Raw genomic sequence first — 20,741 nt, 5'->3', positions numbered from 1 at the left:
TCAGTGGACGTACGCCTTACTGGTTGTACGGACCGTAGTCGTAGTCCTCCAGCGGAACGGCCTGGCCGGAGCCCGTGCCGAACGGCGAGTAGTCGATGTCGTCGTAGCCGACGGCCGAGTACATCGCGGCCTTGGCCTCCTCGGTCGGCTCGACCCGGATGTTGCGGTAGCGGGACAGGCCCGTACCGGCCGGGATGAGCTTACCGATGATGACGTTCTCCTTGAGGCCGATGAGCGAGTCGGACTTGGCGTTGATCGCCGCGTCCGTGAGGACTCGCGTCGTCTCCTGGAAGGACGCCGCCGACAGCCAGGACTCCGTGGCCAGCGAGGCCTTGGTGATACCCATGAGCTGCGGACGACCGGAGGCCGGGTGACCGCCCTCCTGGACCACACGACGGTTCTCGGTCTCGAACTTCGAGCGCTCGACCAGCTCACCGGGCAGCAGCTCGGCGTCGCCGGACTCGATGATCGTCACGCGGCGCAGCATCTGCCGGATGATGATCTCGATGTGCTTGTCGTGGATCGACACACCCTGCGAGTTGTAGACCTTCTGGACCTCGCCGACCAGGTGGACCTGGACGGCACGCTGGCCCAGGATGCGCAGCACGTCGTGCGGGTTGGTGGCACCCACGGTGAGCTTCTGGCCCACCTCGACGTGCTCGCCCTCGCTGACCAGGAGTCGGGCACGCTTCGAGATCGGGTACGCCGTCTCGTCGCTGCCGTCGTCGGGGGTGACGACGATCTTCTTGGTCTTCTCGGTCTCCTCGATCCGCACGCGGCCGGTGGCCTCGGAGATCGGGGCGACACCCTTCGGGGTACGGGCTTCGAAGAGCTCGACGACACGCGGCAGACCCTGGGTGATGTCGTCACCGGCCACACCACCGGTGTGGAAGGTACGCATCGTCAGCTGGGTACCGGGCTCACCGATGGACTGGGCGGCGATGATGCCGACCGCCTCACCGATGTCGACCAGCTTGCCGGTGGCGAGCGAACGGCCGTAGCACATCGCGCAGGTGCCGACGGCGGACTCACAGGTCAGGACCGAGCGGGTCTTGACCTCCTCGACGCCCGCGCCGACGAGGACGTCGATCAGGACGTCACCGAGGTCGACGCCCGCCGGGGCGAGCACCTTGCCGTCCACGACGATGTCCTCGGCGAGGCAGCGCGCGTACACGGACGTCTCGGCGTTGTCCGCCTTGCGCAGGACGCCGTCGGCGCCACGCTCGGCGATGGCCAGCTTGAGGCCACGGTCGGTGCCGCAGTCCTCCTCGCGGATGATGACGTCCTGGGAGACGTCGACCAGACGACGGGTGAGGTAACCCGAGTCGGCGGTACGCAGAGCGGTGTCCGCCAGACCCTTACGGGCACCGTGCGTGGAGATGAAGTACTCCAGCACGGACAGGCCCTCACGGAACGACGCCTTGATCGGACGCGGGATCGTCTCGTTCTTCGCGTTCGACACCAGACCACGCATACCGGCGATCTGACGCATCTGCATCATGTTGCCTCGTGCACCCGAGTTCACCATCATGAAGATCGGGTTGGTCTTCGGGAAGTTGTCGTTCATCGCCTCGGCGACCTCGTTGGTCGCCTTGGTCCAGATCGCGATGAGCTCCTGCGTGCGCTCGTCCTTGGTGATCAGACCGCGCTCGTACTGCTTCTGGACCTTCTCGTCCTGCGCCTCGTAGCCCTTGACGATCTCCTTCTTCGCCTCGGGAACGACGACGTCGGAGATGGCCACGGTGACACCGGAACGGGTCGCCCAGAAGAAGCCGGCCGCCTTCAGGTTGTCGAGCGTCGCCGCCACGATGACCTTGGGGTAGCGCTCGGCGAGGTCGTTGACGATCTCGGAGAGCTGCTTCTTGCCGACCTCGTAGTCGACGAACGGGTAGTCCTCGGGCAGCAGCTCGTTGAAGAGCGCACGGCCGAGCGTGGTCTTCAGACGGAAGCTGTCACCCTGCTGCCACTCCGGCTCGCCCTCCTCCTGCGCCGGCGGGGTCCAGCCACGCGGCGGGATGGTGCCGACCGGGAAGCGGATGTCGATCTTCGACTGGAGCGAGAGCTCGCCCGCGTCGAAGGCCATGATCGCCTCGGCCACGGAGGAGAAGCCGCGGTCCTCACCCTTGACGTCCCGCATCTCGCCGTCGGTGGTGAGGAAGAACAGACCGAGGACCATGTCCTGGGTCGGCATCGTCACCGGACGGCCGTCGGCGGGCTTGAGGATGTTGTTCGAGGACAGCATCAGGATGCGGGCCTCGGCCTGCGCCTCCGCGGACAGCGGCAGGTGCACGGCCATCTGGTCACCGTCGAAGTCCGCGTTGAACGCGGTGCAGACGAGCGGGTGGATCTGGATGGCCTTGCCCTCGACCAGCTGCGGCTCGAAGGCCTGGATGCCGAGGCGGTGCAGGGTGGGAGCACGGTTCAGCAGAACCGGGTGCTCGGCGATGACCTCTTCGAGGACGTCGTACACGACCGTGCGGCCGCGCTCCACCATGCGCTTGGCGCTCTTGATGTTCTGCGCGTGGTTCAGGTCGACCAGGCGCTTCATCACGAACGGCTTGAAGAGCTCCAGCGCCATCGCCTTGGGCAGACCGCACTGGTGCAGCTTCAGCTGCGGACCGACGACGATCACGGAACGCGCGGAGTAGTCCACACGCTTACCGAGCAGGTTCTGACGGAATCGACCCTGCTTACCCTTCAGCATGTCGCTGAGGGACTTCAGCGGACGGTTACCGGGACCGGTGACCGGGCGACCACGACGGCCGTTGTCGAACAGCGCGTCGACGGCCTCCTGGAGCATGCGCTTCTCGTTGTTGACGATGATCTCGGGCGCACCGAGGTCGAGAAGGCGCTTCAGTCGGTTGTTCCGGTTGATCACACGGCGGTACAGGTCGTTCAGGTCGGAGGTCGCGAAGCGGCCACCGTCCAGCTGCACCATCGGGCGAAGGTCCGGCGGGATGACCGGGACGCAGTCGAGGACCATGCCCTTGGGGCTGTTGGAGGTCTGCAGGAAGGCAGACACGACCTTCAGCCGCTTCAGGGCGCGGGTCTTCTTCTGGCCCTTGCCCGTACGGATGATCTCGCGGAGCTTCTCGGCCTCCTCGTCGAGGTCGAAGGACTCCAGGCGCTTCTGCAGCGCCGCGGCACCCATCGAACCGTCGAAGTACGTGCCGAAGCGGTCACGCAGCTCGCGGTAGAGGAGCTCGTCGCCCTCCAGGTCCTGGACCTTGAGGTTCTTGAACCGGGTCCACACCTCGTCGAGACGGTCGATCTCGCGCTGCGCACGGTCACGCAGCTGCTTCATCTCGCGCTCGGCACCCTCGCGCACCTTGCGGCGCACGTCGGCCTTGGCGCCCTCGGCCTCCAGCTCGGCCAGGTCGGTCTCGAGCTTCTTGGCGCGGGCCTCAAGGTCGGCGTCCCGGCGGTTCTCGACCTGCTGACGCTCCACGGAGACATGCGCCTCCAGAGAGGGCAGGTCGCGGGTACGGCGCTCCTCGTCGACGTACGTGATCATGTACGCCGCGAAGTAGATGACCTTCTCAAGGTCCTTGGGAGCCAGGTCGAGCAGGTAGCCCAGCCGGCTCGGGACACCCTTGAAGTACCAGATGTGCGTGACGGGCGCGGCCAGCTCGATGTGGCCCATCCGCTCACGGCGCACCTTGGCGCGAGTCACCTCGACGCCGCAGCGCTCACAGATGATGCCCTTGAAGCGGACACGCTTGTACTTGCCGCAGTAGCACTCCCAGTCCCGGGTCGGACCGAAGATCTTCTCGCAGAAGAGTCCGTCCTTTTCGGGCTTGAGCGTGCGGTAGTTGATGGTCTCGGGCTTCTTGACCTCGCCGTGGCTCCACTGACGGATGTCGTCAGCGGTGGCCAGGCCGATCCGGAGCTCGTCGAAGAAGTTGACGTCGAGCACTATGCGTCAATCCCTCTCAGGGTCGTGAGTCTTTGGTCTGAAACGGGGGCCTGGGGGTCGGCGGGGCCCTGTGGGTGAGGGCCCCGCCGGACTCCCGTCAGACCTCTTCGACGCTGCTCGGCTCGCGCCGGGACAGGTCGATGCCGAGCTCCTCCGCAGCGCGGAAGACGTCCTCGTCGGTGTCACGCATCTCGATGGACATACCGTCGCTGGACAGCACCTCCACGTTCAGGCAGAGCGACTGCATCTCCTTGATGAGCACCTTGAAGGACTCGGGGATGCCGGGCTCGGGGATGTTCTCGCCCTTGACGATGGCCTCGTAGACCTTCACGCGGCCGGTGACGTCGTCGGACTTGATGGTCAGCAGCTCCTGGAGGGCGTACGCGGCGCCGTAAGCCTCCAGCGCCCACACCTCCATCTCGCCGAATCGCTGGCCACCGAACTGGGCCTTACCACCCAGCGGCTGCTGGGTGATCATGCTGTACGGGCCGGTCGAACGGGCGTGCAGCTTGTCGTCGACCAGGTGGTGCAGCTTCAGGATGTACATGTAGCCGACCGAGATCGGGTCCGGGAACGGCTCACCGCTACGGCCGTCGAACAGCCGCGCCTTACCGGTCGGGAGCACCATGCGCTCGCCGTCGCGGTTCGGGATGGTGTGCTGCAGCAGACCGGCGAGCTCGTCCTCACGGGCACCGTCGAAGACCGGGGTCGCGACGTTGGTGCCCGGCTGGACCGAGTCGGCGCCGATCGCCTGGAGTCGCTGCGCCCACTCGTCCGCGAGACCGGAGACGTCCCAGCCGCGGCTGGCGAGCCAGCCGAGGTGGATCTCCAGGACCTGTCCCGGGTTCATTCGGGACGGCACACCCAGCGGGTTGAGGATGATGTCGACCGGGGTGCCGTCCTCCAGGAACGGCATGTCCTCGATCGGCAGGATCTTGGAGATGACACCCTTGTTGCCGTGCCGGCCGGCGAGCTTGTCACCGTCGGTGATCTTGCGCTTCTGCGCCACGTAGACACGAACCAGCTGGTTCACGCCCGGCGGCAGCTCGTCGCCCTCTTCACGGTCGAAGACGCGGACGCCGATGACCTTGCCGGTCTCGCCGTGCGGCACCTTCAGCGAGGTGTCACGGACCTCACGGGCCTTCTCACCGAAGATCGCGCGCAGCAGGCGCTCCTCCGGCGTCAGCTCGGTCTCACCCTTCGGGGTCACCTTGCCGACGAGGATGTCACCGGCGATGACCTCGGCACCGATACGGATGATGCCGCGCTCGTCGAGGTCGGCGAGGACCTCCTCGGAGACGTTCGGGATGTCCCGGGTGATCTCCTCGGGGCCGAGCTTGGTGTCACGGGCGTCGACCTCGTGCTCCTCGATGTGGATCGAGGAGAGGACGTCGTCCTGCACGAGGCGCTGCGACAGGATGATCGCGTCCTCGTAGTTGTGACCCTCCCACGGCATGAACGCCACGAGCAGGTTCTTGCCGAGGGCCATCTCGCCGTTCTGGGTGGCCGGACCGTCGGCGAGGACCTGGCCCTCGATGATCCGGTCGCCCTCGTTGACGATGACCTTCTGGTTGACCGAGGTGCCCTGGTTGGAGCGGGCGAACTTGGCCAGGCGGTACGTGATGTACGTGCCGTCGTCGTTGGCGGTGGTGATGTAGTCCGCGGAGACCTCCTGGACCACACCCGCCTTCTCGGCCTTGACCACGTCGCCGGCGTCGACGGCGGAGCGGTACTCCATGCCGGTGCCGACGAGCGGGGACTCGGACTTAATCAGCGGCACGGCCTGACGCATCATGTTCGCGCCCATGAGGGCACGGTTGGCGTCGTCGTGCTCGAGGAAGGGGATCATGGCGGTCGCGACCGACACCATCTGGCGCGGCGAGACGTCCATGTAGTCGACGTCCTCGCCACCGACGTAGTCGACCTCGCCGCCACGGCGGCGGACCAGGACGCGGGCCTCGGCGAACCGCAGGTCGTCGTTGAGCGTGGCGTTGGCCTGCGCGATGACGAAGCGGTCCTCCTCGTCGGCGGTCAGGTAGTCCACCTCGTCGGTGACCTGGCCGTCGACGACCTTCCGGTACGGCGTCTCGACGAAGCCGAACGCGTTGACCCGGCCGTAGGAGGCGAGCGAGCCGATCAGACCGATGTTCGGGCCTTCGGGCGTCTCGATCGGGCACATACGGCCGTAGTGCGAGGGGTGCACGTCTCGGACCTCGAAGCCGGCCCGCTCACGGGAGAGACCACCCGGGCCAAGAGCCGACAGACGGCGCTTGTGGGTGAGCCCCGACAGCGGGTTGTTCTGGTCCATGAACTGCGACAGCTGGCTGGTGCCGAAGAACTCCTTGATGGAGGCGACGACCGGCCGGATGTTGATCAGGGTCTGCGGTGTGATCGCCTCGACGTCCTGGGTCGTCATGCGCTCACGCACGACGCGCTCCATACGAGCCAGACCCGTGCGGACCTGGTTCTGGATGAGCTCGCCGACGCTGCGCAGACGACGGTTGCCGAAGTGGTCGATGTCGTCGGTCTCGACGACGATCGTCTGGCCGTTGTCCGCGGCCGTCTCGGTCTCGCCGGCGTGCAGCTTCACCAGGTACTTGATCGTCGAGATGACGTCCTCGACGGTCAGGATGCCCGCGTCCAGCGGAGCGTCCGCACCCAGCTTCTTGTTGACCTTGTAGCGGCCGACCTTGGCGAGGTCGTAGCGCTTGGGGTTGAAGTACAGGTTCTCCAGCAGCGTCTGCGCGGCCTCACGCGTGGGGGGCTCGCCCGGACGCAGCTTGCGGTAGATGTCGAGCAGCGCGTCGTCCTGGCCCTGGGTGTGGTCCTTCTCCAGGGTGGCGCGCATCGACTCGTACTCGCCGAACTCCTCAAGGATCTGCTCGGTCGTCCAACCGAGAGCCTTGAGCAGTACGGTCACGGACTGCTTGCGCTTGCGGTCGATGCGCACACCGACCATGTCGCGCTTGTCGATCTCCATCTCCAGCCAGGCACCCCGGGACGGGATGATCTTGGCGGAGAAGATGTCCTTGTCGGACGTCTTGTCGATCGAGCTGTCGAAGTAGACACCGGGCGAACGGACCAGCTGCGACACCACGACACGCTCGGTGCCGTTGATGACGAAGGTGCCCTTGTTCGTCATGAGCGGGAAGTCGCCCATGAAGACCGTCTGGGACTTGATCTCGCCGGTCTCGTTGTTGGTGAACTCAGCCGTCACGAAGAGCGGGGCGGCGTACGTGAAGTCGCGCTCCTTGCACTCGTCGATGCTGTTCTTCGGCGGCTCGAAACGGTGGTCGCGGAACGTCAGCGACATCGACCCGGAGAAGTCCTCGATCGGGGAGATCTCCTCGAAGATCTCCTCCAGACCGGACTTGGTGGGGACGTCCTGACCCGACTCCAGAGCCGCCTCGACCCGACTCTGCCAGGCGGTGTTGCCGAGCAGCCAGTCGAAGCTCTCGGTCTGCAGCGCGAGCAGGTTCGGAACCTCGAGGGGCTCCTTGATCTTTGCAAAAGAGATGCGCAGCGGGGCGGTGCTGGCGCCGTTGTTCGTATTCGCGGTCGAGGCAGTGCGCGAGGCGGCCAAGAGGGGGTCCTTCCGAGGGCTCGGACTCACTACGCGCGTACCGGCCCCTCACCGGGGCACAGAGACAGGCGTTTCCTTCTCCGACCAAAGAATGGCCAGGTCAGGGTGGTCCGGTCATCGGTGCTCAAGCGAGGGCATGCCCCTGGTGACGGGCAGGGGACAGCTAACAGGCAGCGCAAAGGGTCAGTGTAGCCACTTGGCACACTGATGTCCAGTGCGGGTTTTTCGCGACCCTCGTTGTTCTCAACGCCCTCGGCATGCTTGCCCTCAATGCACGTTGATACTGCCCTCTTCGCCGCCGATCCATGCCTCGGATTCGGATCCTTGTGACGACGCGTCCTGAGAATTGCGCGCTGCGTGCGGTTCGTCAAGGCCCCCATGCCCGAACCCAGGGGCTCCCGGAGACACGACGAAGATCACCATACCCCTCGCCGAAGCGGGCGCAAGGTAACCGTGGCCGCGCCCCCAGGAACGCCGAAGAGCGACCACCCGAATGGATGATCGCTCTTCGGTGCGACTGCGTTACAGCCTCAGGAGGCTGCTTTCAGCAAGCGCGGAGGTCGTACTCGACCGGAGGGGTCTTACTTGACCTCGACGGACGCGCCGGCGCCCTCGAGGGCCTCCTTGGCCTTGTCCGCGGCCTCCTTGTTGACCTTCTCCAGAACCGGCTTCGGCGCACCGTCGACCAGGTCCTTGGCCTCCTTCAGGCCGAGGGAGGTCAGCTCACGCACGACCTTGATGACCTGGATCTTCTTGTCGCCGGCGCCGGAGAGGATGACGTCGAACTCGTCCTTCTCCTCCGGGGCCTCGGCGGCGGCGGCCGGACCGGCCGGACCGGCGACGGCGACCGCGGCGGCGGCGGTGACGTCGAACTTCTCCTCGAACGCCTTCACGAACTCGGAGAGCTGGATGAGGGTCATGCCCTCGAACTCGGCGAGCAGTTCGTCCTGGGTGAGAGCCACGATGGCTTTCCTTCCACTAATTCGGCTGGTGCCGGATGTACATGTCTGGCGGGCGTACGTGGCCCGCTACGACCCCTGCCTCAGGCCGGGAGCCTCAGGCGGCGGTCAATGCGCGAGCCGAGTTACTCGGCACCGCCCTGCTCGTCCTGCTTGGCACGAAGCGCGTCCACGGTGCGGACGAGCTTCGACGGGAGCGCCTGGAAGACCTGAGCAGCCTGCGTCTGCTTGCCCTTCAGAGCGCCCGCCAGCTTGGCGAGCAGAACCTCGCGGGACTCGAGGTCCGCAAGCTTCTTGATCTCGTCGGCGGACAGCGCCTTGCCGTCAAGGACACCGCCCTTGATGACGAGGTTCGGGTTGTCCTTGGCGAAGTCACGAAGACCCTTGGCCGACTCCACCGGGTCACCGGTGACGAAGGCGACCGCCGTCGGACCGTTGAACAGGTCGTCGAGCGTGTTGATCCCGGCCGCGTTGGCCGCGATCTTGGTCAGCGTGTTCTTCACCACGGCGTACTCGGAGTTCTCACCGAGCGAACGGCGCAGCTGCTTGAGCTGGGCCACGGTGAGACCCCGGTACTCGGTCAGCACGGCGGCGTTCGAGCTGCGGAACTTGTCCGTGAGCTCGGCTACCGCGGCAGCCTTGTCGGGCGTCGGCATAGAGCGTCGGCCTCCTTCCGGGTGATGAGGACCGCTCAGAAGGGGCTGCATAAACGAAACGCCCCGGCGCAGGCGCACGGGGCGTAGCTCGACCGGGACTCGCACGCTGTTGGGCAGCGAACTCCGGGAGCACTTCCACAGTCACCTGCGCGGGTCGTCCGCGAATTTCAGCGGATCCTTCGGCCACCGCGCCCTCGTACGAGCACACGGCAACGACCAGCGGTCTTTGGCTTCTGTAGGAGAGTACGGGACGGAATCGCCGTCAAGCAAATCCGCCCCTACGGCCCTCAGCTCCGGCTCTTCTCCAGCGGCTTGCGCAGGTCCGCCGTGTCGCCGGCGTGCGGCGCGCGGACGGTCACCGGCTTGTCCTGGTCGAGGAAGGTGAAGGTGAGGTCGAGCGCGCCGTGGCGACCCAAGCCCTGGGTGCGGAGCTGCTTGACGTGGTCGTCGCGGTCGACCCACACGTCCAGGGTGAGCTCGTCCACGCCCGCCTTCTCGTACTGGTCGAGGCTGTTCGCCCGCCCTTCCCGGACGGCCTTGTCCTTGATCCCCTTGAGTGAGGCCCGGAGCTCGTCGACCGTGGCCGTGCCCGCGTAGTGCGCCGTGTCGGCGCCCCCGGCCTTCTCGGCGCCGACCCGCCTCACGTCCTCGGCGTCGGCCAGGAAGGCGGCCTCCCGCACCGGGTTGCGGCCGACCTGGTCGCGCAGGCTGCCCACGTCCATGCGCAGGCCGCTGTCCGTGGTGAACTTCTCGTTCGGGCCGTAGCTGATCCAGTGCCGGCCGCCCATCTTCTCGACCATGTCGTCGGGCGCGCTGCCGTACAGCACCCCGCCGACCAGCCGCAGCTCGGTCCTGCCCTTCTCGGCACCGCTCAGGTTGACCGTCGTGAGCCGCGCCTGAAGCGGCTTCCTGCGGACGGCCCCCTCGTCCGCTATCCGCCCCCGCTCCGGGAACCGGCCGGTCACGCGATAGTGCAGGGACGTGAGCCCTTCGGTCCGCTCAGCGGCCCGCGCGACGGCCTCGGCGGCCGACGAGCCCGCGGACTCCTCCGCACCGGCTCCCGTCCCACAGCCCGCGAGCAGCAACACGGCGGCCGGCAGAACCACGGCAGGCAGGACGGCACGTACGGCAAGACTCACTGATTCCCCCCAAGGAACACAGGGCTGGTGCGCGGCTGGTGCGCACACATGGCTGATGCGTGGTCGGCGCACAGCAAGATCGGGAGCGTATCCCAGGCGACGGGAACACTCCTGCGAATTCAGCGGCCCGCCGAGCCCTTCAGCAGCTCCTTGAGGTCCGCCGTGTCCGCCGCGGGAGGCTTCTCGACCCTGGCCTTCACGCCGTAGTCGCTGTAGTACGCGGTCTGGGTCAGCCGCCCGGTGGCCGTGCGGCCCTGCTCGACCTTCTTGACCAGCAGGTTCCGGCCGTCCACCCATATGTCGACGGTCTGTTCGCTGGTGCCGCCCTCCGCCCGCACCGTCCCGGAGTAGTGCGTGGTGCGCACGCCTCCGACCGTCTCCTCGCCGACCTTCCTTACGTCCGTGGAGGACAGCAGCCGCTGCACCGAGGTGTGCGGGGCCTGGCCGCGCATCTGGGCGGCCAGGTCCGCTCCGGAGCTGCCGGCGAGGTCGTCCAGGTCGTCGTAGGCGTACTTGATCCAGTGCTTACCGTCGGTCTTGGCGGAGAACGCCTCGCCTATGCGCGCGTAATAGGCGTCGGGGAGGTAGCGGGCCTCCATCGAGGTGGTCCCGAGGCGGCGCATCGCCTCTGCCGTCGTGCCGCCGGTGTAGGTGATCGTCAGGGTGCCGGTGAGGTCGTCGGCCCAGGCGAGGGTGCCGTCGGCCTTCATGGACAGCGTCGAGCCGATGGTGGTGGTGGATCTGACGCGAGCGGACTCCGCCCGGTCGGTGGACCGTTCGACGGTGCGCAGGGCGGCTGTCACGGCGCGGGCCGGCCCGGTGCGCTCCGCCTCGTCGGGGCGGTCGGTGGAGGTGCAGGCGGCCAGGGCCGTCAGCGCGGTCAGCAGCGCGACCCAGAACGCCGACCGGCGCACCCTCGTGCTCGTCATTCGTCCCCCCTGTGCGAATCCCGTGAATGCACGTTAACCCAGGGCACTGACAAACGTGGTGGGACAAGGGGACGGGCCCCACACCCGGGAAGGGTGTGGGGCCCGCTTTCGAGCCTGGTGAGCCGGTGGCTCAGACCGCGGCCGGGTCCTCCTCGACGAGGAGGTTGCGGGTGCGGTTCGGGTCGACGGGAACGCCGGGGCCGATCGTGGTGCTGATCGCGGCCTTCTTGATGTAGCGACCCTTGGCGGCGGACGGCTTCAGACGGAGGATCTCCTCCAGCGCGGCGCCGTAGTTCTCCACCAGCTTGGTGTCGTCGAAGGACACCTTGCCGATGATGAAGTGCAGGTTCGAGTGCTTGTCGACGCGGAACTCGATCTTGCCGCCCTTGATGTCGTTGACAGCCTTGGCGACGTCCGGGGTCACGGTGCCGGTCTTGGGGTTCGGCATGAGACCACGGGGGCCGAGGACGCGGCCGAGACGGCCGACCTTGCCCATGAGGTCCGGGGTGGCGACGACGGCGTCGAAGTCCAGGCGGCCCTTCGAGACCTCGTCGATCAGCTCGTCGGCACCGACGATGTCGGCGCCCGCGGCACGCGCGGCCTCGGCACGGTCACCGGTCGCGAAGACCAGGACCCGGGCGGTCTTACCGGTGCCGTGCGGAAGGTTCACGGTGCCACGGACCATCTGGTCGGCCTTGCGCGGGTCGACACCCAGACGGAAGGCGACCTCGACAGTGCCGTCGAACTTGGTCGTGGACGTCTCCTTGGCGAGACGGACGGCCTCGAGCGGGGCGTACAGCTTCTCCCGGTCGATCTTGGCGTCCGCAGCGCGGAGAGACTTGCTGCGCTTGCTCACAACTGCTCCTGTGATTTCTTAGGAGTTGTGGTCCGGGCCGAGCAGGCCCTGCCACTCACTTCTGCTTGGGGGGTTGGGGTCAGCCCTCGACCGTGATGCCCATGGAACGGGCGGTGCCGGCGATGATCTTCGCGGCGGCGTCCAGGTCGTTGGCGTTGAGGTCGGGCATCTTGGTGGTGGCGATCTCGCGGACCTGCGCCTCGGTGATCTTGGCGACCTTGGTCTTGTGCGGCTCGCCGGAGCCCTTCTCCACGCCCGCGGCCTTGAGGATCATCTTGGCGGCCGGCGGCGTCTTGGTGATGAAGGTGAAGGAACGGTCCTCGTAGACCGTGATCTCCACCGGGATGACCCAACCGCGCTGCGACTCGGTCGCGGCGTTGTAGGCCTTGCAGAACTCCATGATGTTCACGCCGTGCTGACCCAGCGCGGGGCCGACCGGCGGAGCCGGGTTGGCGGCACCGGCCTGGATCTGGAGCTTGATGAGCCCCGTGACCTTCTTCTTCTTGGGAGGCATTACTCTCCGGGTCCTTTCGATTCGGGTCCTGCCTGCACCTGGGGACCAACCCGGACGCAGGCATACCGCACAACGATAGCGGGTATAGATGCGCGGCTAAAAACCGAGCAGGTCAGACCGGCTACGAAAGCCCGTCTGACCTGCGCGGAAGCAGTGACTCCAGAAGGAACTGGCGGGACCTAGTTCTTCTGGATCTGGTCGAACGAGAGCTCGACCGGCGTCTCACGGCCGAAGATCTCGACGAGACCCTTGACCTTCTTCGAGTCGGCGTTGATCTCGTTGATCGTGGCCTGCAGCGTGGCGAACGGGCCGTCGGTGACGGTGACCGAGTCGCCGACCTCGAAGTCCAGCACCTGGACCTCGACCTTGCGGGCCGGAGCCGGCTTGCCCTCGGCCTCGGCGGCCTCGCGGGCAGCCTTCTCCTCGGCCTCGGGGGCGAGCATCTTGACGATCTCGTCCAGGGTCAGCGGGTACGGGTCGTAGGCGTTGCCCACGAAGCCGGTGACGCCGGGGGTGTTGCGGACGACGCCCCAGGACTCGTTCGTCAGGTCCATGCGGACCAGGACGTAACCCGGCAGCTTGTTCTGCTTGATCGTCTTGCGGTCGCCGTTCTTGATCTGGACGACCTCTTCCTGCGGCACCTCGGCCTGGAAGATGTAGTCCTCGACGTTCAGCGAGACGGCGCGCTGCTCCAGGTTGGTCTTCACCCGGTTCTCGTAACCGGCGTAGGTGTGGATGACGTACCACTCGCCGGGCAGCGTGCGGAGCTCGTCGCGGAGGGCGGCGACGGGGTCGACCGGCTCGGCCGGCTCCTCCTCGGCGACCTCTTCCTCGTCCTCCACGTGGAGCGCGGCCTCCTCGGCGGGCTCGCCCGCCTCGGCCTCGGCAGCCTCGACCTCGTCCAGGTCCTCGTCCGCGCCTTCGACGATGTCGAGCTCGTCTTCCACGGACTCGACGCCCTGCCCGTGTGGCTCGATGGCGTCGTTCACGTTCTGGTCAGACACGGTGGCTGCTTCTTCCTGGATACATAGGGGTGGAACATGCGAAAGGGGCGCCGGTAACCACGGCGCCCTTCGCTCTTGGCTCAGCCGAAGACGTACTTGGCGGCGTTGTCGAGCCCATAGTCAATCACGGTCACCAGGCCGATCATGATGACGACGAAGATGATCACCACGGTGGTGTACGTCGTCAGCTGGTTGCGCGTCGGCCAGACGACCTTGCGGAGTTCCGCGACGATCTGGCGGTAGAAGAGCGCGAGTCGCTTCAGCGGGCCCTTCTTGGCGCGCTTGCCACCCTTACGGGTCTTCTTGGACTCCGGCGCCTCGTCCTGGGCATCAGGCATGTCGATGGAGCCCACGGCGTCCGTCACTCGTCCTCACCTGATTCCGGGTCGTGGCCGTGCCGCGCCCGGTCTGAGCCGCACGGCGGTGCATTGCTGTACGTACATGCGCACACATCCTGGCGAAGGTGTGTGTAGCAGGGCCGGAGGGACTTGAACCCCCAACCGCTGGTTTTGGAGACCAGTGCTCTACCAATTGAGCTACGACCCTTTGTGTGTCCCCCAACGTACCGCATCCGGGCGGGTGCACGGTGTGCACCCTGTGACTGCGGGCCGCTGATGGCCAACGAGGTGAGAGTGTACGTGGTCCGGGGCGCGCCGTCGAACAGAAAGTGCCCGTGGGAGGGTTGTCGGACGAAAGATCGGCCGAAGATCAGCGGTCGCCGGGCGCAAGATCCGCTGGCCGTGGCCCGGATCCGCACGGTTGTTCAGCTGATGTTCAGTCTGTGAAACCCCCGTGCCGGGCGCGTTTCCTGTCTGAAACGATGGGCCCCATGAGCGCTGCAACCCCTCCCACCGAGCGCCGGGTCTCCGCCCGAGTCGGCGCGATCTCCGAGTCCGCCACCCTCGCCGTGGACGCCAAGGCCAAGGCCCTCAAGGCCGCCGGGCGTCCGGTGATCGGCTTCGGCGCCGGTGAGCCCGACTTCCCGACCCCGGACTACATCGTCGAGGCCGCCATCGAGGCCTGCAAGAACCCGAAGTTCCACCGCTACACCCCGGCCGGCGGTCTGCCCGAGCTGAAGGCCGCCATCGCCGCGAAGACGCTGCGCGACTCCGGCTACGAGCCCGACGTCTCGCAGATCCTCGTCACCAACGGCGGCAAGCAGGCCATCTACGAGGCCTTCGCCGCGATCCTCGACCCGGGCGACGAGGTCATCGTCCCCGCCCCGTACTGGACGACGTACCCGGAGTCGATCCGTCTCGCGGGCGGTGTCCCGGTCGAGGTCGTCGCCGACGAGACGACCGGCTACCGCGTCTCCGTGGAGCAGCTGGAGGCGGCCCGTACGGAGAAGACGAAGGTCGTCCTCTTCGTGTCGCCGTCCAACCCGACCGGCGCCGTCTACAGCGAGGCCGACACCGAGGCGATCGGCCGCTGGGCCGTCGAGCACGGCCTGTGGGTGATGACCGACGAGATCTACGAGCACCTGGTCTACGGCGACGCGGTCTCCGTGTCCCTGCCGGCCGTCCTGCCCGAGCTCCGCGACAAGTGCATCGTGGTCAACGGTGTCGCCAAGACGTACGCCATGACGGGCTGGCGCGTGGGCTGGATCATCGGCCCGAAGGACGTCGTGAAGGCCGCGACCAACCTCCAGTCGCACGCCACGTCGAACGTCTCGAACGTGGCGCAGGTCGCCGCGCTCGCCGCCGTCTCCGGTGACCTGGACGCCGTCGCGAAGATGCGCGAGGCCTTCGACCGCCGCCGCAAGACGATCGTGCGGATGCTCAACGAGATCGACGGCGTGGTCTGCCCCGAGCCCGAGGGCGCCTTCTACGCCTACCCGTCGGTGAAGGCCCTCCTCGGCAAGGAGATCCGCGGCAAGCGCCCGCAGGACTCGGTCGAGCTGGCCGCGCTCATCCTGGAGGAGGCCGAGGTCGCGGTCGTCCCGGGTGAGGCCTTCGGTACGCCGGGCTATCTGCGGCTGTCGTACGCGCTCGGTGACGAGGACCTGGTCGAGGGCGTCAGCCGGATCCAGAAGCTGCTGGCCGAGGCGCGGGACTGACGTTCCGCATCGGCGCGGGGCACATACCAGCTCTGGTATGTGCCCCGTTTGTCTGTGCGAGCAAGACCACTAAAGGGGAAACGGCTACCGGGACTGCGGACACGTACGGCAGGATCCTGGAATGGAGCGTGTACGTGATGTCTCTGAACTGCCGAAAGCCCATCTGCACCTGCACTTCACCGGCTCGATGCGGCCGACCACCCTGCTGGAGCTGGCCGACAAGTACGGTGTGCGCCTGCCCGAGGCGCTGACGGACGCGCTGACCAGCGGGGAGCCGCCGAGACTACGGGCGACGGACGAGCGGGGCTGGTTCCGCTTCCAGCGTCTGTACGACTCGGCGCGCTCGTGCCTACGGCAGCCAGAGGACATCCAGCGCCTGGTCAGGGAGGCCGCCGAGGAGGATCTGAAGGACGGCTCCGGCTGGCTGGAGATCCAGGTGGACCCCACGTCGTACGCCCCCCGGCTGGGCGGTCTGATCCCGGCTCTGGAGATCATCCTGGACGCGGTGGAGACGGCGTCGCGGGACACGGGGCTCGGGATGCGCGTCCTGGTCGCCGCGAACCGTATGAAGCACCCCCTGGACGCCCGCACGCTGGCGCGTCTGGCGGTGCGGTACGCCGACCGGGGTGTGGTCGGCTTCGGGTTGTCGAACGACGAACGCCGGGGCATGGCACGGGACTTCGACCGCGCCTTCCACATCGCCGGCGAGGGCGGCCTGCTGTCGGCCCCGCACGGTGGCGAGCTGACCGGCCCGTCCTCGGTCCGTGACTGCCTGGACGACCTGCACGCGAACCGGATCGGGCACGGGGTGCGGGCGGCCGAGGACCCGCGGCTGCTGAAGCGCCTCGCCGACAAGGGCGTGACCTGCGAGGTGTGTCCCGCGTCGAACGTCGCCCTCGGCGTGTACGAGAAGCCGGAGGACGTGCCGCTGCGCACGCTGTACGAGGCGGGCGTGCCGATGGCCCTGGGCGCCGACGACCCGCTGCTCTTCGGCTCGCGGCTCGCCGCCCAGTACGAGATCGCGCGCCGGCACCACGCCTTCACGGACGAGGAGCTGGCGGAACTGGCGCGGCAGTCGGTGCGGGGGTCGGCGGCGCCGGAGGAGATGAAGGCGAAGCTGCTGTCGAGGGTGGACGACTGGCTGGCCGGCTGAACGGCGTCAGAGACTGGTGAGCAGCACGGTCAGCTGCTGCCCGTCGAACAGCCCCTCGTACAGCGGGAGCCGCTGGTCGTTCACCTCGATGGTGGGGGTGCCCGGTGCCCCGGACTCGTCGAACGCCTTCTGGGACTCGGCGACGAAGTCGCGGTGCTTCATGCCTTTGACCGCGGCGTCGAACTCCGGCCCGCGCAGGCCGTCCACCTTCGAGGCCATCTCCAGCAGGAACGCGTCGGTGTAGCCGTCGACGACCTCTTCGGGCTGGTGGGCGTAGAGCACCTCGTGGTACTCGACGAACCGCCCCTGGTCCAGCGCGGCCCGCAGCGCGTTGGCGGCCTTCTCGGAGCCGTGGCCGCCGACCCTGTCGTCGAGGAACGAGGCGAGCGTGTACTCCACTCTGATCCGGCCGGCCATCACCAGGTCGAGCAGGGCCTGACCGCTTCCCTGGGTCTCGAACTCCTCGCACACCGGGCAGCGCATGTCCTCGTAGAGGTGCACGGTGGTTCTCGCGCGCGTGGAGCCGACGCGGATGGTGGTGCCGTCCACGGCGATCGACTCGGCGATCTGCGAGACCGTCGCGTACTCCTCGGCGTCGGCGTGCCCGCCCCCCGTGTCCGCAGCGCGCCGACCGCACCCGGTGGCGACTACGGCCGCCATGACCACGACCGCCGCGATCACGGCTCTACGACGCCGTCCTGCGCCCCGCATAGGTGTCCCCTCCCCCGACAGCGCGCCCTCCCCTGGGCGCGACAGAGGCCGACTCTATGCGGCTCCTGTGGGCCGCCGCACGCGGGTATTCCCCGACGGCCTGCGGCTACAGGCTGACGCCGACCGTGACCGGCTCGTTGACCAGGGTGATGCCGAAGGCCTCGCGGACGCCGGCCACGACCTCGCGGGCGAGGGCGAGCAGATCCTCGGTGGTCGCTTCGCCGCGGTTGGTGAGGGCGAGGGTGTGCTTGGTGGAGATACGGGCGGGGCCGGTGCCGTAGCCCTTGGTGAAGCCCGCCTTGTCGATGAGCCAGGCCGCCGAGGTCTTGGTGTGCCCCTCCCCCGCCGGGTACGCGGGCGGCTCCACGCCGTCGCCGAGACGCCCGGTCACGCGCGCGCGGAACGCCGCGAACTGCTCCTCGGTCAGGATCGGGTTGGTGAAGAACGAGCCGGCCGACCAGGTGTCGTGGTCCTCGGCGTCGAGCACCATGCCCTTGCCGGCGCGCAGTCGGAGCACCGTCTCGCGGGCGTCGGCCAGCGGTACGCGGTCACCGACGGCCACGCCGAGGGTGCGTGCCGTCTCGGCGTACTTCACCGGGGCCGAGAGCCCGCCCGCGTCCTCCAGCCGGAAGCGGACGCGCAGGACGACATAGCGCTCGGGGTCGGCCTTGAAGCGGCTGTGGCGGTAGGAGAAGGCACAGTCGGCGTTCGGAATGACGACGGTCTCGCCGGCCCGGCGGTCGTAGGCGATCACCTCGGTGATCGTGGCGGAGACCTCCTGGCCGTACGCGCCGACGTTCTGGATGGGCGTGGCGCCCGCGGAGCCGGGGATTCCGGCGAGGCACTCGATCCCGGCGAGCCCTGCTTCCACGGTGCGGGCGACGGCGTCGGTCCACACCTCGCCGGCGGCCAGCTCCAGCGTGGTGCCGTCGAGCTCGAAGCCCTTCGTGGCGATGACGAGTGCGGTGCCCTCGAAGCCCTTGTCGCCGATGACGAGGTTCGATCCACCGCCGATGAGCAGCAGCGGGGTCCCCTCGGCGTCCGCCTCGCGCACGACGTCGATCACCTCGGCGTCGGTGGTGGCGGTGACCAGGCGGGTGGCCGGTCCGCCCAGCCGGAAGGTGGTGAGGGGGGCGAGGGGAGCGTCGTGGAGTTCCTGCACGCGCCCAAGACTACGAGACGGCACTGACAGCCCCGGCACCCATGTGAGTGCCGGGGCCGACGCGTGCGGCACGCGCGCGTGCCGTTCAGGTGAGCCGACGGTGCGCCTCCGCCCAGTCCAGCGGGAGGTCCTCGCCCGTCACCTGCCAGGTGGCGAACTTCGCGTCCCGCATCTGCGCGGACAGGCCCTGTGAGGTCGGGGCATGGGTGCCCGAGCGGGCGAAGTCCTTCAGCGCGGCGGGCGACTCCCAGGCGGAGAGCGTCCAGAAGGTCCGCTTGAACGGCTCGGCCTTCAGGGTCGCCCCGTACGCTCCGGGCGCCCGGCTCACCTGCCGCCACACGCCCGGCGTACGGGCGAGGAAGCGGAGCGCTCCCCAGAGGGTGCGGGTCTCGAAGCGTGAGGCGAAGACATGCACCTCGGCATCGCGCGGGGCGGGGTTCGGCACGGTCCAGGGAAGGGTGGGCATGACCGCTCCTTTCTCGTCGCAGGTGTCTGTTCTCGTCGGACGTGTCAGTGGGAGGCCGTCTGAAGTTCGCGCTCGGGCAGCTGCTGGGCGGCCGCGGCAGCGCCGGCGTGGCGCCGGCCCGGGATGAGCAGGGCCGCGACCCCGGCGAGGGCCACCACCGCGGCACCGGTGACCAGGGCGGGCCGCAGGCCGTCGACGAAGGTCTGGCCGGTCTCGTAGCCGCCCTGCGCGGAGAAGATCGACGCCATCACGGCGATACCGAGCGCGCCGCCGACCTCGCGCAGCGCGTTGTTGGCGCCGGAGGCGATGCCCTGCTCGGAGGCTCGGACGCTGGACATGACCAGGTTGGCCGCCGGCGCGAAGAACAGGGCCATGCCGACGCCGCTGATGATCAGTCCGGGCAGCTGCGCGGCGTACGAGGCGTCGACGGTGACCACGGAGGCCATGTAGGCGAGCCCTGCGGCCTGGAAGAACAGGCCGGTGGCGACGACCGGGCGCCCGCCGACGCGGTCGGAGAGGATGCCGGCGATCGGCGCGACGAGCATGGGCATGCCGGTCCACGGCAGCATCCGCAGCCCCGCCTCGGTCGGCGAGTAGCCGAGCACACCCTGCATGTACTGGCTGAGCAGGAAGATCGACCCGAACATACCGAGGAACATCAGCATGCTCGCGGTGTTGATCCCGGCGAACGCCCGGGAGCGGAACAGCCGCATCGGCAGCATCGGGTTCTTGGCCCGGGTGCTGTAGAGCACGAACCCGACGAGCAGCGCGCCTCCGGCGAACAGGCCGGTCAGGACCAGGCGTCCGGTCCAGCCGTCGGCGGGGCCGCGCACCAGGCCGTACACGATCCCGAACAGGCCACCGCTGGCCAGCAGGGTGCCGGGGATGTCGAGCGGGGAGCCGGTGCCGTACGACTCGGCCAGGCGCAGGCGGGCCAGCGGCAGCAGGGCGAGCCCCAGCGGAACGTTCAGCCAGAAGATCCACTGCCAGGAGATGTGTTCGGTGAGGCTGCCGCCGATGAGCGGCCCGGACGCGACCGCGAGCCCGTTGACGGCACCCCATATGCCGTACGCCATCCCGCGCTTGGCGGCGGGCACGGCGGCCGTCAGCAGGGTCAGGGTCAGCGGCATCATGATGGCCGCGCCGACGCCCTGTACCGCGCGGGCGGCGATGAGCGAGTCGAGCCCGGGCGCGAGGGCCGCGACGGCGGACGCGCCGGTGAAGATCGTGATGCCGACGAGGAAGAGCCGACGCCGGCCGAACCGGTCGCCCAGGGCCGCGCCGAACATCAGCAGGACGGCGAACGTGAGCGTGTACGCGCTCACCGTCCACTCCAGGTCGGGCAGCGATCCGCCCAGGTCCTCGCGGATCGAGGGCAGCGCGGTGGTGACGACGAGGTTGTCGAGTGCCGCCATGAACCCGGCGACGCTGGTGATGACGAGGGCCCACACGGCCCCTCGGAGGCCGGCCGGCCGTGCGTTCTGTTCGATCTGGTGTGACATCGCTCCCCCAGGGGTGATGCGTTCCGATTTCTGTGACGGACTCTTCAGTCTGGATAGTTATTGATCACTAACTTTCACGCTCATGAAAAGGCCGGGCGATCCACGCCGCCCCCACCCTTACGGCTGCCCCTCGCC

General features: G+C 68.0%; 16 protein-coding genes and 1 tRNA gene. 2 read left to right on the top strand and 15 right to left on the bottom strand.

Annotated features, from left to right (window positions below; translation table 11 throughout):
- Window positions 1–16: 16 nt before the first annotated feature.
- The 11 genes from L0P92_RS07505 to L0P92_RS07455 all read right to left on the bottom strand — a co-directional run bounded on the left by L0P92_RS07505 (window position 17) and on the right by L0P92_RS07455 (window position 14,102).
- A complete protein-coding gene (locus tag L0P92_RS07505) occupies window positions 17–3,916 on the bottom strand; it encodes a DNA-directed RNA polymerase subunit beta' (protein WP_234761730.1) in 3,900 nt (1,299 codons plus the stop codon).
- Between the two features lie 97 nt (window positions 3,917–4,013).
- The gene (rpoB, locus tag L0P92_RS07500; protein WP_234761729.1) at window positions 4,014–7,499 is read right to left on the bottom strand and encodes a DNA-directed RNA polymerase subunit beta; all 3,486 of its coding nucleotides are present in this window, start codon (window positions 7,497–7,499) and stop codon (window positions 4,014–4,016) included.
- A gap of 581 nt (window positions 7,500–8,080) precedes the next feature.
- Window positions 8,081–8,464, bottom strand: a complete 384-nt coding sequence (rplL, locus tag L0P92_RS07495) for a 50S ribosomal protein L7/L12 (RefSeq protein ID WP_234761766.1) — start codon at window positions 8,462–8,464, stop codon at window positions 8,081–8,083.
- A gap of 119 nt (window positions 8,465–8,583) precedes the next feature.
- Window positions 8,584–9,114: a 50S ribosomal protein L10 gene (gene rplJ / locus L0P92_RS07490; protein WP_190073632.1), complete on the bottom strand. Its 531-nt coding sequence runs from the start codon at window positions 9,112–9,114 to the stop codon at window positions 8,584–8,586.
- Between the two features lie 287 nt (window positions 9,115–9,401).
- Window positions 9,402–10,253, bottom strand: a complete 852-nt coding sequence (locus tag L0P92_RS07485; RefSeq protein ID WP_234761728.1) for an SCO4651 family lipoprotein — start codon at window positions 10,251–10,253, stop codon at window positions 9,402–9,404.
- Window positions 10,254–10,372: 119 nt separating this feature from the next.
- Complete coding sequence (locus L0P92_RS07480) at window positions 10,373–11,182, bottom strand: SCO4651 family lipoprotein (protein ID WP_234761727.1); 810 nt, start codon at window positions 11,180–11,182, stop codon at window positions 10,373–10,375.
- Window positions 11,183–11,312: 130 nt separating this feature from the next.
- The gene (gene rplA / locus L0P92_RS07475; RefSeq protein ID WP_234761726.1) at window positions 11,313–12,038 is read right to left on the bottom strand and encodes a 50S ribosomal protein L1; all 726 of its coding nucleotides are present in this window, start codon (window positions 12,036–12,038) and stop codon (window positions 11,313–11,315) included.
- 79 nt (window positions 12,039–12,117) lie between these two features.
- Window positions 12,118–12,552, bottom strand: a complete 435-nt coding sequence (gene rplK / locus L0P92_RS07470) for a 50S ribosomal protein L11 (protein WP_028805116.1) — start codon at window positions 12,550–12,552, stop codon at window positions 12,118–12,120.
- Window positions 12,553–12,731: 179 nt separating this feature from the next.
- Window positions 12,732–13,556 carry a transcription termination/antitermination protein NusG gene (nusG, locus tag L0P92_RS07465; protein WP_234761725.1) on the bottom strand — a complete coding sequence of 275 codons (825 nt, stop codon included), beginning with the start codon at window positions 13,554–13,556 and terminating at the stop codon, window positions 12,732–12,734.
- Between the two features lie 80 nt (window positions 13,557–13,636).
- Window positions 13,637–13,921: a preprotein translocase subunit SecE gene (gene secE / locus L0P92_RS07460; RefSeq protein ID WP_234761724.1), complete on the bottom strand. Its 285-nt coding sequence runs from the start codon at window positions 13,919–13,921 to the stop codon at window positions 13,637–13,639.
- Between the two features lie 108 nt (window positions 13,922–14,029).
- Window positions 14,030–14,102, bottom strand: a tRNA-Trp gene (locus L0P92_RS07455).
- Window positions 14,103–14,385: 283 nt separating this feature from the next.
- Between L0P92_RS07455 and L0P92_RS07450 the strand changes: the two genes are divergently transcribed.
- Window positions 14,386–15,612 (top strand): pyridoxal phosphate-dependent aminotransferase, encoded by a 1,227-nt coding sequence (locus L0P92_RS07450; RefSeq protein WP_234761723.1) that lies wholly within the window; start codon window positions 14,386–14,388, stop codon window positions 15,610–15,612.
- Window positions 15,613–15,733: 121 nt separating this feature from the next.
- Complete coding sequence (locus L0P92_RS07445; RefSeq protein WP_234761722.1) at window positions 15,734–16,765, top strand: adenosine deaminase; 1,032 nt, start codon at window positions 15,734–15,736, stop codon at window positions 16,763–16,765.
- Window positions 16,766–16,771: 6 nt separating this feature from the next.
- Here L0P92_RS07445 and L0P92_RS07440 read toward each other — a convergent pair whose 3' ends face one another.
- The 4 genes from L0P92_RS07440 to L0P92_RS07425 all read right to left on the bottom strand — a co-directional run bounded on the left by L0P92_RS07440 (window position 16,772) and on the right by L0P92_RS07425 (window position 20,606).
- Complete coding sequence (locus L0P92_RS07440) at window positions 16,772–17,476, bottom strand: DsbA family protein (protein ID WP_234761721.1); 705 nt, start codon at window positions 17,474–17,476, stop codon at window positions 16,772–16,774.
- Window positions 17,477–17,582: 106 nt separating this feature from the next.
- The gene (locus L0P92_RS07435; RefSeq protein ID WP_234761720.1) at window positions 17,583–18,638 is read right to left on the bottom strand and encodes a UDP-N-acetylmuramate dehydrogenase; all 1,056 of its coding nucleotides are present in this window, start codon (window positions 18,636–18,638) and stop codon (window positions 17,583–17,585) included.
- 85 nt (window positions 18,639–18,723) lie between these two features.
- The gene (locus L0P92_RS07430) at window positions 18,724–19,104 is read right to left on the bottom strand and encodes a DUF3291 domain-containing protein (RefSeq protein ID WP_234761719.1); all 381 of its coding nucleotides are present in this window, start codon (window positions 19,102–19,104) and stop codon (window positions 18,724–18,726) included.
- 44 nt (window positions 19,105–19,148) lie between these two features.
- The gene (locus tag L0P92_RS07425) at window positions 19,149–20,606 is read right to left on the bottom strand and encodes an MFS transporter (protein WP_234761718.1); all 1,458 of its coding nucleotides are present in this window, start codon (window positions 20,604–20,606) and stop codon (window positions 19,149–19,151) included.
- Between the last annotated feature and the right edge of the window lie 135 nt (window positions 20,607–20,741).

It is taken from the genome of Streptomyces muensis, assembly GCF_021474425.1.
GTDB lineage: Bacteria > Actinomycetota > Actinomycetes > Streptomycetales > Streptomycetaceae > Streptomyces > Streptomyces muensis.
Note: the sequence above shows the minus strand (reverse complement) of the source record. Positions and strands in the feature narration are given on the sequence as shown.